Origin of the sequence: Streptomyces sp. NPDC050658, from assembly GCF_044457025.1 — a bacterium.
GTDB lineage: Bacteria > Actinomycetota > Actinomycetes > Streptomycetales > Streptomycetaceae > Streptomyces.
The window spans coordinates 98,499-113,671 of record NZ_JBITGM010000010.1 but is presented as its reverse complement, the minus strand read 5'-3'; the positions used below and the strand labels follow the sequence as shown (position 1 = coordinate 113,671).

Here is a 15,173-nt window from a genome sequence, read left to right as displayed (position 1 = left end):
CCATGAGCAGCAACCCCTTCGACGACGACAACGGCACGTTCTACGTCCTGGTCAACGACGAGGAACAGCACTCCCTGTGGCCGTCGTTCGCCGAGGTCCCCGCCGGCTGGCGGATCGCCTTCGGCGCCGACGAGCGGGCCAAGTGCCTCGCCCACATCGAGGAGAACTGGACCGACCTGCGGCCCAGGAGCCTGCGCGAGGCCATGACCGCCTAGGTCCCGCCACCACCTGCCGCGCCCGACACCATGCGCGGACCCGAAGAGAAAAAGGGAAGAGAAACGTGACGCACCTCGCTGACCGCTGGGGAGTGAACCCGGCGTACTTCTGGATGTGGGACCGCTGGCCGGACAAACCCGTCGAGGTCGACGACAACGGCGTGGTCCATGTGTACGGGCACGCCGAGTGCGTCGCGATCTACGGCGACCCCAAGACGTACTCGTCGAACGTGGAAGCCCTGCTGCTGGGCGAGGCCGAGGAGGGCGAGGCGCTCAGCGAGGGTGCGCTGAGCGCGGCGGACCCGCCCAAGCACACCAAGATGCGCAAGATCGTCAGCCGCGCGTTCACCCCGAAGATGGTGGCCGACCTCGAACCGCAGATCACCCGGATCACCCATGAGCTGATCGACGCGGCGGTCGACAAGGGCAGCCTGGAACTGGTCGAGGACCTCGCCTACCCGATGCCGGTGATCGTGATCGCCGAGATGCTGGGCGTGCCGCGCGGCGACCGGGGCCTCTTCAAGAAGTGGGTGGACCAGATCGTCACCGCGGCCGGCGAGGTGACCGTCGAGACCGCGGGCCTGCAGCGGGACGACGAGGACGTCGCCGCGGCCATGGGACAGGTGCCCGAGCTGATGGACTACCTGCGCTCCCATGTCGTCGAGCGGCGCACCAAACCGCGCGAGGACCTGCTCACCAAGCTGGTCGAGGCGGAGATCGACGGCGACCGGCTGACCGAGACCGCCATCGTCAACTTCGCGCGCGAACTCCTCGTCGCCGGGCATCTCACCACCGCCGCCACCATCGGCAACATGCTGCTGTGCCTGGACGCCCACCCGGAGCAGCTGACACGGCTGCGGGCGAACCCGGACCTCGCACCCGGAGTCGTCGAGGAGACGCTGCGCTTCCTCAGCCCGCTCGCCGGCTCGGTCCGCGCGACCCTCGCCGACACGGAGCTGGCCGGCGTCAAGGTGCCCAAGGGGAGCCTCGTCAGGCTCTGGCTCGGCGCGGCCAACCGGGACGCCCGCACGTTCGCCGACCCGCATGTGTTCGACCCGGACCGCGACCCCAACCCGCAACTCGGCTTCGGCCGCGGCATCCACTTCTGCATCGGTGCGCCACTGGCCCGCCTGGAGGGCCGGATCGGGGTGAACGTCCTCCTGGAGCGCTACCCGACGCTGCGCACGGACCCGGACAACCCGCTGGAGTTCATGGAGCTCGAGGACGTGCTCGGCGTCGCGAAGCTGCCGATGCTGACCCGCTGACCGGCCGGCGGACCGCCCGTACGCCCCTACGACACCACGAGTTCGAGACCGTAACTTTCGCCGATGCGGCGCACGGAGGAGATAAGCGCTATGCGCGTTCTGTTTGTCACGTTCCCCTGGCGGACCCACTTCCAGGCCTCCGTGTCGTTGGGCTGGGCCCTCCAGGCGGCGGGCCACGAGGTGCGCGTCGCCAGTGGCCCGGAGCTCACCGAGGTCATCACCCGGTCGGGCCTGACGGCGGTCCCCGTCGGTGACGACGGGCCCGTGCTCGCGAAGCTGGAGCGGGCACAGGGGGACATGCACCAGAGGATCGTCGCGGAACACGGGCGGCCCGACGACCTGTTGTCGGACGTGGCCGAGAACCGCGAGGAGGAGCTCACCTGGGAACGCCTGCTGTGGCTGTACCGGTTCCTGACCGAGACCTTCAAGGCCATGAACGACTCGATGGTCGAGGACCTGGTCGAGTACTGCCGCTGGTGGCAGCCCGATCTCGTGCTCTGGGACTCGCTGAGCCACGCCGGCTCGATCGCGGCGACCGCGGTGGGCACCGCCCACGGGCGCATGCCGACCGAGATCGACGTGGAGTCCCGGCTGCGGCGTCACTTCCTGCGGGTGCGGGCGGAGCAGGAACCGCAGGGCCGCGAGGACCCGGTGGGGGAGTGGCTCGGAGGCTGGGCCGAGAAATACGGCAAGGAGTTCTCCGAGGAGATGGCGACCGGGCAGTTCACCGTCGAGCAGATGCTGGGCTCGCTGCGCGTGGAGTCCTCGGTGCCGCACGTCCCGGTCCGCTACCTCCCGTACAACGGGCCCTCCGTCGTGCCGGACTGGCTCCGCGCGGACCCGGCCAAACGCCGTGTCCTCGCCACCTTCGGCCTGACCCTGGAGAAGGACCCGGCGGCGCACGCCTTCTCCGTCGAGCAGGTGCAGGGCATGCTCGACGCCCTGGCCGACCTCGACATCGAACTGGTGCTGACGCTGCCCGAGCAGCTCCAGAAGCAGATCGAGCGGGTGCCGGACAACACGCGCATGGTGGAGTTCGTGCCGCTGAGCGTCGTCATCCCGTCGTGCTCGGCGATCATCCACCACGGGGGAGTGCCCGCGTGCCTGGACGCCATCGCCCACGGGGTGCCGCAGTTGATGGTCAGCCGCGTCGTCCCGGACGTCGGTGAGCGCGGTCCGCGGCTCGAAGCGGCCGGCGCCGGACTGTGGGTCCCCGCGGACAGCCCCGACGAACTGGGCGGGGGGAGGCTGAAGGAACTCCTGGTGCGGCTCCTGGACGAGCCCGGCTTCCGGGAAGGCGCCGGACGGCTGCGCGCGGAACTGCTCGCCCAGCCGACGCCCGCCCAGGCGGTGCGCGAACTGGAGTCGTTCGCGGCCCGCCACCGCTCTCGATGAGGCCCGCCGCCAGTAAGGAGGCGTGAGGACGCCCATGGAGATCCACGAGACCGACGCCGTACCCGGCGCCTATGTCATCACCCCGCACAAGCACATCGACCCCCGCGGGTCCTTCTTCGAGTCGCTGCGCACGGACCTGATCAGCGAGGCGGTCGGCAGCCCGTTCACGGTCCGCCAGGTCAACTACTCGGTGTCGAGGCGGAACACGCTGCGCGGACTGCACGGCGTGCTGATACCGCCCGGCCAGGCGAAGTACGTCACCTGTGTCCGGGGCGCGTTCCGCGACATCGTCGTCGATCTGCGCGTGGGCTCCCCCACGTTCGGCCGGTACGCCGCCAATCTGCTGACCGCGGAGAACGGCATCGCCGTCCATGTCACCGAGGGGCTCGGCCACGGGTTCCTGGCCCTGACGGACGACACGTGCATCTCGTACTCCCTGTCGACCGCACACGTGCCGGGCACCCAGTTCGAGGTCGACCCGCTCGATCCGGAGCTGGCCCTGCCGTGGGAGTTCGCCGAGCCCCCGCTGCTCTCGGAGAAGGACGCGAAGGCACCGAGCCTCGAACAGGCCCGTGCCGCCGGGATCCTGCCGCAGTGGCCGGGGTGACCCGCGCACTTCCCGGACTTCTCGGAACGGAACGACCGGAGCCGGCTCCCCACTCGGGGAGCCGGCTCCGGTCCTTCGTGCTGCAGTGTGCGCGGCCCCGCCGCGCGGCCGTCAGGTCGGGTCGAGGGAGAGGGCGTGCCGGAAGACGTTGCGCGGGTCGTAGGTGTTCTTCACCCGCTGGAGTCTCGGGTAGTTGCCCTTCCAGACGATCTCGTACCAGGGGACGCCGGTGCGGTTCTGCCTGGGATCGCGCAGGTCCACGTCCGCGTAGTTGATGTACGCGCCGTCCTGCCGGCCATTGGGCACGGGGAAGCCGCCGGTCGTGCCGTGGACGTTCTTGCGCAGCGTGCGCAGCCACTCGACCTCGGCCTCGTCATGGGCCGGATCGGGCCAGACCGCGCTGTACCAGAGCTTCATGATGGAGTCGCGCTGCGGGATCGCCGTGGCGGACGACGCCACCTCGTTGATCGCACAGCCGTAGCCGGCCAGGTAGACCAGGCCGACGTTGGCGTGCTTGGGGTCCGTCAGGGACCGGTGCATCGCCACGATCTGGCGCTCGTCGAACTCCGCGCGCATATGGCCCCCGATGGACTTCTGGCGCGTGTATCCCGGCTGGCTGACGGAGGGTTCGAGGATGATCTCCAGCCAGCCGCCCTCCTTCACGTCGACCTTCGGCTCGACGCCCACACCCGCGGACAGCGCGGCGATGTAGTCGTCGTGCAGCTGGTCCGTGTCGGGCAGGGTGGCGTCCATCCGGATCTCCAGCTGCACCGAGCCGACGATCGTGGAGTACAGGTTCAGCGAGCTGTGCATGACGGCGGACCGGTCGCCGGGCTCGCTGTTCGCCGCGTGCCAGGCGTTGTGGTTGGTCACCAGACGCGTGAAGCCCGCCTCCGTCAGCCCGGCCCACGGCCAGGCCACCACGGTCTTGCGCATCCGGGCGGGCGGCTTCGGCAGCAGCGACGAGGGCCCGCCGGTGGCCCCCTGGGTGCGGAACCAGAACCGCGTGACGATGCCGAACTGGCCGCCGCCACCGCCGGTGTGGGCCCACCACAGGTCGTGGTGCGGATCGTCCGGCTCCCGCGTGGCGACGATCGTGCGCGCGCGGTTGCGGCCGGCGACGACGACCTCGACGGCGTACAGATGGTCCACGATCAGGCCGAACCGGCGCGACAGCGGCCCGTAGCCGCCGCCGCTCACATGACCGCCCACGCCCACCTCGGGGCAGACGCCGCCGGGCACGGTGACGCCCCAGCCCTCGTACAGCGCCCGGTACACGTCGCCGAGCCGGGCACCGGCCTCCACGACGAAGGCGTTCATCCCGGCGTCGAAGGTGACGCCCTTCATCTCCGACATGTCGACGAGCACACGGAACTCGGGGTCGTCGACCAGCCGGTCGAAGCAGTGGCCCCCGCTGCGGACCGTGATCCGCCGGTCCCGGGAGACGGCCAGGTTCACCGCCTGCTCCACCTGCCCCGCCGAGCGCACCAGCCAGATCTCGTCGGGACTGGCGACGAAGCGCGTGTTGCAGCCCCGTCCGGCGAGTTCGGCGTAGCGCGCGTCGCCGGGACGGACGACGGCGCCGCGTGCGCCGGTCGGGCCGGTCGGGCCGGTCGGGCCGGCCGGTGCGGCCGCCGCGGACGCCGCCGGCAGGAAGCCCGTGGCGGCACCCGTCGCGGCGATCGCCGAGCCCAGGAGTCTGCGTCGCGAAACCATATCGATCCAATCTGAGCGGGCGGCGGGCACGCGGCACTCTGTGCGGGCGTGCGGGGCCGCAGCGTCGGATCACCCTCGCCGCCGCTTCTTAAGGAGACCTTGTACTGCCCTTGGCACACCCGGCCCGGACAGGCACGGGCCAAGGGCAGTCCAAGGTCGACTTAAGGCAGGGCGACGAGAGTCCTGACGATGGGCGTACGAGCCCACCGGCCCCGAGGCGATCAAGCGCAGCCGGCGGGCGCGCCGCGGCGACCGACACGGTCGGACCCGGCACCGGCCACCCGGCACTCTCCCGCACCGAATCGGCCATGGAGCACACCGGACCCCACCGTCCAGTTCCTCGTATTCCTTCACCACGCGGAAATTTCGCGAGATCAGCCGAAAGGGCCCCTCATGTCACTCCCCGACACCAACGCTGCGCGCCTGCCCCTGACGGCCGCCCAGCACGAAGTGTGGCTCGCCCAGCAGTTGGCGCCGGAGAGCACGCGCTACCGGATCGCGGAGTTCCTCGACATCACCGGCGAGCTCGACACGGCGCTCTTCGATCTGGCGCTGCGCCGGGCGGTGGCGGAGGCCGAAGCCCTGCACGCGCGCTTCTTCGAGGAAGCCGGGGTGGCGTGGCAGGTGATCGAGGAGCGGACCGGCTGGGCCTTCCCGGTGATCGACTTCAGCGGCGAGGCGGATCCGCGCGGGGCCGCCGACGGGTGGATGCGGGCGGAGACCGCCCGGCCGATGGACCCGGCCCGCGACAACCTGTTCTCCTTCGCGCTCCTGAAGCTCGGGCCGCGGCGGTTCATCTGGTACCAGGGCTACCACCACATCATCGTCGACGCGTTCACCTGGGCGCTCTTCGCCCGGCGGGTGGCCGAGCTGTACACGGCCCACGCCACCGATGTGCCGGCGGGGAAGTCCCCCTTCGGGCCGCTGACCCTCCTCCTGGACCGGGACGCCGAGTACCGGGCCTCCGAGCAGTACGCCGAGGACCGGCGGTACTGGATGGACCGGCTTGCCGACCGGCCCGAACCGGCCCGCCTCGCCGGCCGCCCGAACCGGCTCCCCACCGCCTGGCACTGCCACAGCGCGACCCTCCCCGACGAGGCTGAGGCCCGGCTGCACGAGGCCGCCGCCGCGGCCGGGGTGCGCCCGTCCGCCGTGCTGATCGCCGCCACGGCCGCCTATATGCACCGGATGACCGGGGCGGACCACGTGGTGCTCGGCCTGCCGCTGTCGACCCGCACCGACGCCGGTTCGCGCAGCGTCCCCGGCATGGTCGTCAACGCGCTGCCGCTGCGCGTGGAGGTGCACGCGCACACGACGGCGGGCGACCTGATGCGGCAGGTCGCACAGGAGGTCAAGCAGGTGTTGCGGCACCAGCACTACCGCGTGGAGGACCTGGTCCGCGACCTCGGCCTGCCCGGCGGCATGAACGATCTGACCGGCCCGCAGGCCAACATCATGTTCTTCGACTACAACCTGAGCTTCGGCCAGGCCCGTGCCACGGCCCACAGCCTGTACTCCGGCCCGGTCGAGGACCTCTTCGTCATGGCGTACGACCGTTCCGACGGCACCGGCGTACGGATCAACCTTGAGGGCAACACCGACCTGTACACGGCGGACGACCTCGCCGCGCACTCCGGGCGACTGCTGCGCCTGCTCGACGCGTTCACCACCGACACCGACCAGACCGTCGGCGCCATCGGCCTGCTGACCGCCCAGGAGCGCCGGGAGGTGCTGGAGAGCGGCACCGGCGCGGTCCGCGACGTGCGGCCCGCCGTGTTCCCGGAGCTGTTCGAGGCCCAGGCCGCCCGCGATCCGGGGGCCGCCGCCGTGCTCTGCGGCGAAGAGTCGCTGTCGTACGAGGAGTTGGACGCGGCCGCCAATCGGCTCGCGCGGCTCCTCGCCGACGAAGGCGTGGGCCCCGAGCGCGTGGTGGCGCTCGCCCTGCCGCGCTCGCCGCAGCTGGTCGTGGCGATCCTCGCGGTCCTGAAGGCGGGCGCCGCGTATCTGCCGCTGGACCCGGACTACCCCTCCGACCGCCTCGCGTTCATGCTGAAGGACACCGCCCCGGCCCTGCTGCTCACCACGACCGAGCTGGTCGAGGGGCTGCCCGAAACCCCCGTACGGCACCTGCTCCTCGATGACGCCGTCACCGTCAAGACCCTCGACGGCCTCCCGGCCGGCACGCTGACCGACGCGGAGAAGACCGGCCCGCTGCTGCCGACGCATCCCGCGTACGTCATCTACACCTCCGGTTCCACCGGTACGCCCAAGGGTGTCGTGGCCACCCACTCCGGCCTGCCCCACCTGGCGGCGGCGCAGATCGAGCGCTTCGGCGTGCAACCGGGCAGCCGCGTCCTCCAGTTCGCCTCCACCAGCTTCGACGCCGCCGTGTCGGAACTGTGCATGGCGCTGCTCTCGGGCGCCACGCTGGTCCTCGCCCCCGGCGAGCGGCTGCTGCCCGGCGAACCGCTGGCCGCTACCTGCGCCGCGTACGGGATCACCCATCTCACCCTGCCGCCCACCGCCCTCGCGGTACTGCGGCCGGACAGCCTGCCCGCCGGCACCACCCTGATCGTGGCCGGTGAGGCATGCCCGCCCGAACTCGTGGAGACCTGGGCGCCGGGACGCCGGATGATCAACGCCTACGGGCCCACCGAGACGACCGTCTGCGCGACGATGACCGAACCGCTCACGCCCGACGGCGGCGCACCGCCGATCGGCCACCCGATGGCCGACACCCGGTCCTACGTCCTGGACGCGAGCCTGCAGCCGGTGGCCCCCGGCGTCGTCGGCGAGCTGTATGTCACCGGACCCGGCCTGGCGCGCGGCTATCTGGGCCGCACCGCACTGACCGCGCAGCGCTTCGTCGCCGACCCGTTCGGCGCGCCCGGCGAAAGGATGTACCGGACCGGCGACGTCGTACGGCGGCGCGCGGACGGGCAGTTGGACTTTTCTCGCCGCGCCGACGACCAGGTCAAGGTCCGCGGCTTCCGCATCGAACTCGGCGAGGTGCGCTCCGCGCTCGCCGCCCACCCCGGCGTGGCACAGGCCGCCGTCGTGGTGCGCGAGGACCAGCCCGGCAACAAGCGTCTGGTCGGGTACGTCGTCCCCGCGCCGCACGCGGCCGACGACTGGGCCGACGTACGCGAACTCACCGCCGCGGCCCGCGAACTCGCCGCCGGACGGCTGCCCCGCCACATGGTCCCGGACGCCGTCCTCGCGCTGCCCGAGCTGCCGGTGACCGCCAGCGGCAAGCTCGACCGGCGCGCCCTGCCTGCCCCCGAGACGACGGCCGGCACCGCACGCCCGCCCCGCACCCGCGGCGAGCGGATCCTCTGCGAGCTGTACGCCGAGGTCCTCGGCGTGCCCGAGGTCGGCGCCGACGACGACTTCTTCGAGCGGGGCGGGCACTCCCTCCTCGCCACCAGCCTGATCTCCCGGGTCCGCACCGCCATGGGCGCCGAACTCCAGCTGCGTACCCTCTTCAAGGCCCGCACCCCCGCCGAGGTCGCACGGGAACTGGACCAGACCGAGGCCGTGCGCCCGCCGCTGGTGCCCGAGCGGCGGCCGGAGCGCCTGCCGCTGTCGTTCGCCCAGCAGCGGCTGTGGTTCCTGAACCGGCTGCAGGGACCGTCGGCGACGTACAACATCCCGCTGGCCGTACGCCTGACCGGCGAGCTGGACACCGACGCCGTGCGCGCCGCGCTGGCCGACGTCGTGGCCCGCCACGAGGCGCTGCGCACCGTCTTCCCCGAGGTCGACGGCGTGCCCTGCCAGCAGGTCCGCGACAGCGAGGACGCCGCACCGCAGCTGACCGTGGCGGCTCCCGCCGCGAGCGAGCTCGACGCCGCGGTGACCGCCGCGGCACGCCATGTCTTCGACCTCGCCCACGACGTCCCGGTGCGGGCCTGGCTGTTCACGGCGGGCCCCGCCGAACACGTCCTGGTCCTCGTGGTCCACCACATCGCCGCAGACGGCTGGTCGATGCAGCCGCTGTGGCGCGACTTCTCCGCCGCGTACGCCGCCCGCCGCGACGGCCGCGCCCCCGAGTGGACCCCGCTGCCCGTGCAGTACGCGGACTACACCCTGTGGCAGCACCGGGTCCTGGGGGACGCCCAGGAGCCGGACAGCCTCTGGGCGGAGCAGGTGGCGTACTGGAAGCAGGCCCTGGCCGAGCTGCCCGACCGCATCGAGCTGCCGACCGACCGCCCGCACCCGGAACAGGCCTCGCACCAAGGCCGGATCCTGCAGTTCGGCTGGGACGCCGAACTGCACGCGGGCATCGTCGAGTTGGCCCGCAGCTGCCAGGCCAGCCCGTTCATGGTCGTGCACGCCGCGCTGACCGCGCTGCTCTCCCGGCTGGGGGCCGGCACCGACATCCCCGTGGGCATCGGCATCGCGGGCCGCACCGACGAGGCGGCCGAGAACCTCGTCGGGTTCTTCGTCAACACCCTGGTCCTGCGCGTGGACACCTCGGGCCGGCCCACCTTCCGGGACCTCGTCCAGCGGGTGCGGGACACCAGCCTCCAGGCCTACGCACACCAGGACCTGCCCTTCGAGAGCCTGGTCGACACCCTCAACCCGACCCGCACCCTCTCCCACCAGCCGCTGTTCCAGGTCGCCCTCGCCTGGCAGAACGTGCCCCAGGGGCACCTGAACATCCCCGGTCTCGACGGCACGGTGGAGACGGTGGACACCGGCACGTCGAAGGTCGACCTCTCCTTCCACCTCACCGAACAGCACACGGCCGGCCAGGCGCCGGCCGGCATCGGCGGTCTGCTCGAATACAGCACCGACATCTTCGACCCCGCCACCATCGAACTCCTCGAGGCCCGGCTGCGGCTGCTGCTCCAGGCGGCCGTGGCCGACGCCGACCAGACCGTCGGCGCCATCGGCCTGCTGACCGCCCAGGAGCGCCGGGAGGTGCTGGAGAGCGGCACCGGCGCGGTCCGTGACGTGCGGCCCGCCGTGTTCCCGGAGCTGTTCGAGGCCCAGGTCGCCCGCGATCCGGGGGCCGCCGCGGTGGTGTGCGGCGAAGAGTCGCTGTCGTACGGCGAGTTGGACGCGGCGGCCAACCGGCTCGCGCGGCTCCTCGCGGGCCGGGGCGTGGGCCCTGAGCAGGTGGTGGCGCTCGCCTTCCCGCGCTCGCCGCAGCTGGTCGTGGCGATCCTCGCGGTCCTGAAGGCGGGCGCCGCGTATCTGCCGCTGGACCCGGACTACCCCTCCGACCGTCTCGCGTTCATGCTGAAGGACACCGCCCCGGCCCTGCTGCTCACCACGACCGAGCTGGTGGCCGGGCTGCCCGAAACCCCCGTACGACAGTTGCTGTTGGACGACCCCGGCACCGTCGAGACCCTCGACGGGCTTGCGGACACGGTGCTCGCCGACGCGGAGAAGACGGGTCCGCTGCTGCCGACGCATCCCGCGTACATCATCTACACCTCCGGCTCCACCGGCACGCCCAAGGGCGTCATGGCCACCCACTCCGGACTGCCGCATGTGACGGCCCTTCAGGTGGAGCGCTTCGGGGCCCGGCCCGGCAGCCGCGTCCTGCAGTTCGCCTCCACCAGCTTCGACTCCGCCGTATGGGAACTCTGCTTCGCCCTGCTGTCCGGCGCGACCCTCGTCATGGCGCCGAGCGACCGGCTGCTGCCCGGCGAACCGCTGGCCGCCACCTGCGCCGCGCACGGAGTCACCCATCTCACCCTGCCGCCGACCTCGCTGGCGGCCATGGCGCCGGACAGCCTGCCGCTCGACATCACCCTGATCGTCGCCGGTGAGGCCTGCACACCCGCGCTCGTCGAGGCCTGGGCCCCCGGACGCCGGATGATCAACGGCTACGGGCCCACCGAGGCCACCGTGAGCGCCACGATGACCGATCCGCTCACACCCGACGGCAGCACACCGCCGATCGGCTACCCGATCGCCAACGCGCGGGTGTACGTCCTGGACGACAGCCTGCAGCCGGTGGCACCCGGCACACCCGGCGAGCTCTATGTGACCGGACCCGGCCTGGCGCGCGGCTATCTGGGCCGGTCCGCACTGACCGCGCAGCGCTTCGTCGCCAACCCGTTCGGCGCGCCCGGCGAAAGGATGTACCGGACCGGCGACGTGGTGCGCTGGCGCACCGACGGGCAGCTGGACTTCCTCGGCAGGGCCGACGACCAGGTCAAGATCCGCGGCTTCCGCATCGAACTCGGCGAGGTCGAGTCCGCGCTGACCGCCCACCCCGGCGTCGCCCACGCCGCGGTCGTGGTGCGCGAGGACCAGCCCGGCAACAAGCGTCTGGTCGGGTACGTCGTCCCGGCGCCCCCCGAGACCGGCACCGAAGGCCCCGGGACCGGCGAGCACATCGACGAGTGGCGGGACATCTACGACGCGATCTACGAGCAGGAACCCGCCGCCGAAGCCATGGGAGAGGACTTCTCCGGCTGGAACAGCAGCTACGACGGCGAGGCCATCCCGCTGGAGCAGATGCGGGACTGGCGCCGGGCCACCGTCGAGCGCGTCCGCGGACTCGGCCCGCGCCGGATCCTGGAGATCGGCGCCGGCAGCGGACTGCTCCTCGCCCACCTGGCACCGCACTGCGAGTCCTACTGGGGCACCGACATCTCCGCCCCGGTGATCGACCGCCTCGGCCGGCAGATCGCCGCACGCCCGGACCTCGCCGACCGGGTCCAGCTGCGCTGCCGCGCCGCCGACGACTTCACCGACCTGCCCACCGGCTACTTCGACACCATCGTCGTCAACTCGGTGGTCCAGTACTTCCCGCACGCCGACTACCTGGCCGACGTGCTCGGTTCGGCGCTGGAACTGCTCGCCCCCGGCGGCCGGATCTTCCTCGGCGACATCCGCAACCTGCGGCTCGTCCGCAGCCTGCGCACCGCCGTCCAACTGCACCGCGCCGCGGGCACCGCACAGCCGGCGGACGTGCGCCGGGCCGTCGAGCACGATCTGCTGCTCGAGAAGGAACTCCTGGTCGCCCCCGAGTACTTCACCGACCTGCAGAGCCGCACACCCGCCGTCGCCGCCGTCGACATCCGCCTCAAGCGGGGCCGCCACCACAACGAACTCACCCGGCACCGCTACGACGCCGTCCTGCACAAGCAGCCCGCCGAACCCGCCCCGGCCGCCCCGCGCCCGGCCCCCGAGACCCGCCTCACCTGGGGCCGGGAGGTGACCGGCACCGGCGACCTGGCCGGACTGCTGCGCACCGCGCACCCGGCGGGGCTGCGCGTGTCCGGCATCCCCAACGGGCGGATCGCGGGCGAGACGGCCGCCCTGCACGCCATCACCACCGGCCGCCCGGTGGCGGACGCCCTGCGCAGCCTCACCGACACCGACCTGCCCGGAGTGGACCCCGAGGCGCTGCACCTGCTCGGCGAGGAGCACGGCCACCACACCGTCACCACCTGGTCGGCCGCCGGAGAGGCCCACTTCGACGTCCTGTTCCGCACCCCGGACGCGTCGGCCGACGCCTCCGGAAGCGGAGTCGTGGCGTACCGTCCCGCCGTCGCCGACGGCGTACGGACGGGTCCGCTGACCAACCACCCCGCGGCGTCGAACCAGATCACCACCCTGGGCGCCGTCGCCCGCGACTTCGCGGGCGAGCGGCTGCCGCAGCACATGGTCCCGTCGGCGGTGCTTGTCCTGCCGGAGCTGCCGGTGACCGCCAACGGCAAGCTCGACCGGCGTGCGCTGCCCGCGCCGGAGCCCGCCGCCGGCACCTCGCGGCCCCCGCTCACCCCGATCGAGCAGGTCCTGTGCGATCTGTACGCCCAGGTGCTCGGCCTGCAGACGGTCGGCGCCGAGGACGACTTCTTCGACCTCGGCGGGCACTCCCTGCTCGCCACCCGGCTGATCTCCCGGATCCGCACCACCCTGGGCTCCGAGATCCAGATCCGCACCCTCTTCAAGTCGCCCACGCCCGCCGAACTCGCCCTGGCCCTCAACCAGACCGACGCCGCGCGCCCCGCGCTCGACCTGCTGCTGCCCCTGCGCTCCCGGGGCAGCCGGGCCCCGCTGTTCTGCACCCACCCGGCGGGCGGACTCAGCTGGCCCTACGCCGGACTGCTCAGCCATCTCGGCCCGGACCGCCCGCTGTACGGCGTGCAGGCGCGCAGGCTGACCGACCCCGCGTCGCGCCCGGAGACGATGGAGGAGATGGCCGCCGACTATGTGCGGCAGATCCGCGCGGTCCAGCCGCACGGCCCCTACCACCTGCTCGGCTGGTCCTTCGGCGGCATGGTGGCCCACGCGATGGCCACCCGGCTGCGGGAGGAGGGCGAGGAGGTCGGCCTCCTGGTGCTGCTCGACACCTACGTACGTGCCGAGGGAGCCGATGAGGAGGCTCCCGAGGCCGGTGAGCAGCAGATCTTCGGGCTGCTGCTCGACGCCGCCGGGTACCGCCCCGAGGACGTCGAGGGTCAGGAACTCGACCGCGACCTCGTGGTGGACCTGCTGCGCCGCAGCAATCTGCTGCCGCCGGAGATCCTCCAGGACGACGCCCTCACCGCCATGGTCGAGACGTACGCCCACAACATCGGGCTGCAGCACCGGTTCACGCCCGGCCGGCTCGACGCCGACGTGCTGCTGTTCACCGCGTCGCCGTCCGACACGGGCATGGACGTCACCCCCGAGCTCTGGGAGCCCTACGTGGCCGGAACGATCACCACACACCCCGTCGTCGGCGAGCACCAGAACCTGATGCGGCCGCACGCCCTGGCCCAGCTCGGCCCGGTCCTGCGCGCCGCGCTCGACCGCACCGCCCCGAAGGATCACACCCCCAGGAGCTGATCGCCATGTTCGACATGACAGCGGACCAGGAAGCCATCAGGGACACCGCGACGGCCTTCGCCGCGGAGTACCTGGCGCCCCACGCGGTGGAGTGGGACCAGGAGCGGCACTTCCCGGTCGACGTCCTGCGCAAGGCCGCCGAACTGGGCATGGGCGGCGTCAACGTCCGGGAGGAGTCCGGCGGTTCGGGGCTCTCCCGAAGCGACGCCGTGCTCGTCTTCGAGGCGCTCGCGGGCGGCTGCCCGTCGATCTCCGCGTATCTGTCCATCCACAACATGGTCGCCGCGATGATCGACACCCACGGAGACCGGGCGCAGCGCGACCGCTGGGTGGGCCGGCTCTGCCGCATGGACGACCTGGCCAGCTACTGCCTGACCGAGCCGGGCACCGGCTCGGACGCGGCGGCCATCCGCACCCGCGCGGTCCGCGACGGGGACGCGTATGTCATCGACGGCACCAAGCAGTTCATCTCGGGTGCGGGCACCTCACAGACGTATCTGGTGATGGCCCGCACCAGCGGGGACGGCGCCCGCGGCATCACCGCCTTCATCGTCGACAAGGACACGGAAGGCCTCTCCTTCGGGGCCGAGGAACGCAAGATGGGCTGGAGCGCCCAGCCGACCCGGCAGGTGATCCTCGACGGGGTCCGGGTCCCCGGGCGGAACCGGCTCGGCGCCGAGGGCGAGGGATTCAAGATCGCCATGGGCGGCCTCAACGGCGGCCGGCTCAACATCGCCGCCTGTTCCCTGGGCGGCGCACGGGACGCCCTGGAGCGCACCCTCGGCTATCTCGCGGGCCGGGAGGCGTTCGGCGGCCCCCTCCTGGAGCTGCCCACCGTCCAGTTCCAACTGGCCGACATGGCCGTCTCCCTGGAGGCGGCCCAGGCGCTCCTCCAGCGCGCCGCGAAGGCCCTGGACGAGGGGGCCGCGAACGCGGTCGACCTGTGTGCCATGGCCAAGGGCTTCTGTACGGACGCGGGGTTCTCCATCGCCAACCAGGCCCTGCAACTCCACGGCGGATACGGGTATCTCGCCGACTACGGCCTGGAGAAGACCGTCCGCGATCTGCGGGTCCACCAGATCCTGGAGGGCACGAACGAGATCATGCGGCTGATCGTGGGACGGAGCCTGGCGTCCCGGCGGTGAGCGCCACAGCACAGTGCAGCGGCCGGCCTCATCG

Annotated in this window: 7 protein-coding genes; 6 read left to right on the top strand and 1 reads right to left on the bottom strand. The window is 72.2% G+C overall.

Annotated features, from left to right (window positions below; genetic code table 11):
• Positions 1 to 2 precede the first annotated feature (2 nt).
• From ACIBKX_RS30210 to ACIBKX_RS30195, 4 genes are all read left to right on the top strand, one after another.
• Positions 3 to 215, top strand: coding sequence for an MbtH family protein (locus ACIBKX_RS30210; protein ID WP_363275128.1), 213 nt, complete (start codon positions 3 to 5; stop codon positions 213 to 215).
• Positions 216 to 280: 65 nt separating this feature from the next.
• Positions 281 to 1,480, top strand: a complete 1,200-nt coding sequence (locus ACIBKX_RS30205; protein WP_363275127.1) for a cytochrome P450 — start codon at positions 281 to 283, stop codon at positions 1,478 to 1,480.
• A gap of 90 nt (positions 1,481 to 1,570) precedes the next feature.
• Positions 1,571 to 2,875, top strand: coding sequence for an activator-dependent family glycosyltransferase (locus tag ACIBKX_RS30200; protein ID WP_363275126.1), 1,305 nt, complete (start codon positions 1,571 to 1,573; stop codon positions 2,873 to 2,875).
• 34 nt (positions 2,876 to 2,909) lie between these two features.
• A complete protein-coding gene (locus tag ACIBKX_RS30195) occupies positions 2,910 to 3,482 on the top strand; it encodes a dTDP-4-dehydrorhamnose 3,5-epimerase family protein (protein WP_363275144.1) in 573 nt (190 codons plus the stop codon).
• Between the two features lie 111 nt (positions 3,483 to 3,593).
• Here the strand turns inward: ACIBKX_RS30195 and ACIBKX_RS30190 are convergent, their stop codons facing one another.
• Positions 3,594 to 5,198 carry an FAD-binding protein gene (locus tag ACIBKX_RS30190; RefSeq protein ID WP_363275125.1) on the bottom strand — a complete coding sequence of 535 codons (1,605 nt, stop codon included), beginning with the start codon at positions 5,196 to 5,198 and terminating at the stop codon, positions 3,594 to 3,596.
• Positions 5,199 to 5,591: 393 nt separating this feature from the next.
• On the opposite strand from ACIBKX_RS30190, the gene ACIBKX_RS30185 reads away from it, so the two are divergent.
• Positions 5,592 to 13,994, top strand: coding sequence for an amino acid adenylation domain-containing protein (locus ACIBKX_RS30185; RefSeq protein ID WP_363275123.1), 8,403 nt, complete (start codon positions 5,592 to 5,594; stop codon positions 13,992 to 13,994).
• A gap of 5 nt (positions 13,995 to 13,999) precedes the next feature.
• Positions 14,000 to 15,139, top strand: coding sequence for an acyl-CoA dehydrogenase family protein (locus ACIBKX_RS30180; RefSeq protein WP_363275121.1), 1,140 nt, complete (start codon positions 14,000 to 14,002; stop codon positions 15,137 to 15,139).
• Positions 15,140 to 15,173 lie beyond the last annotated feature (34 nt).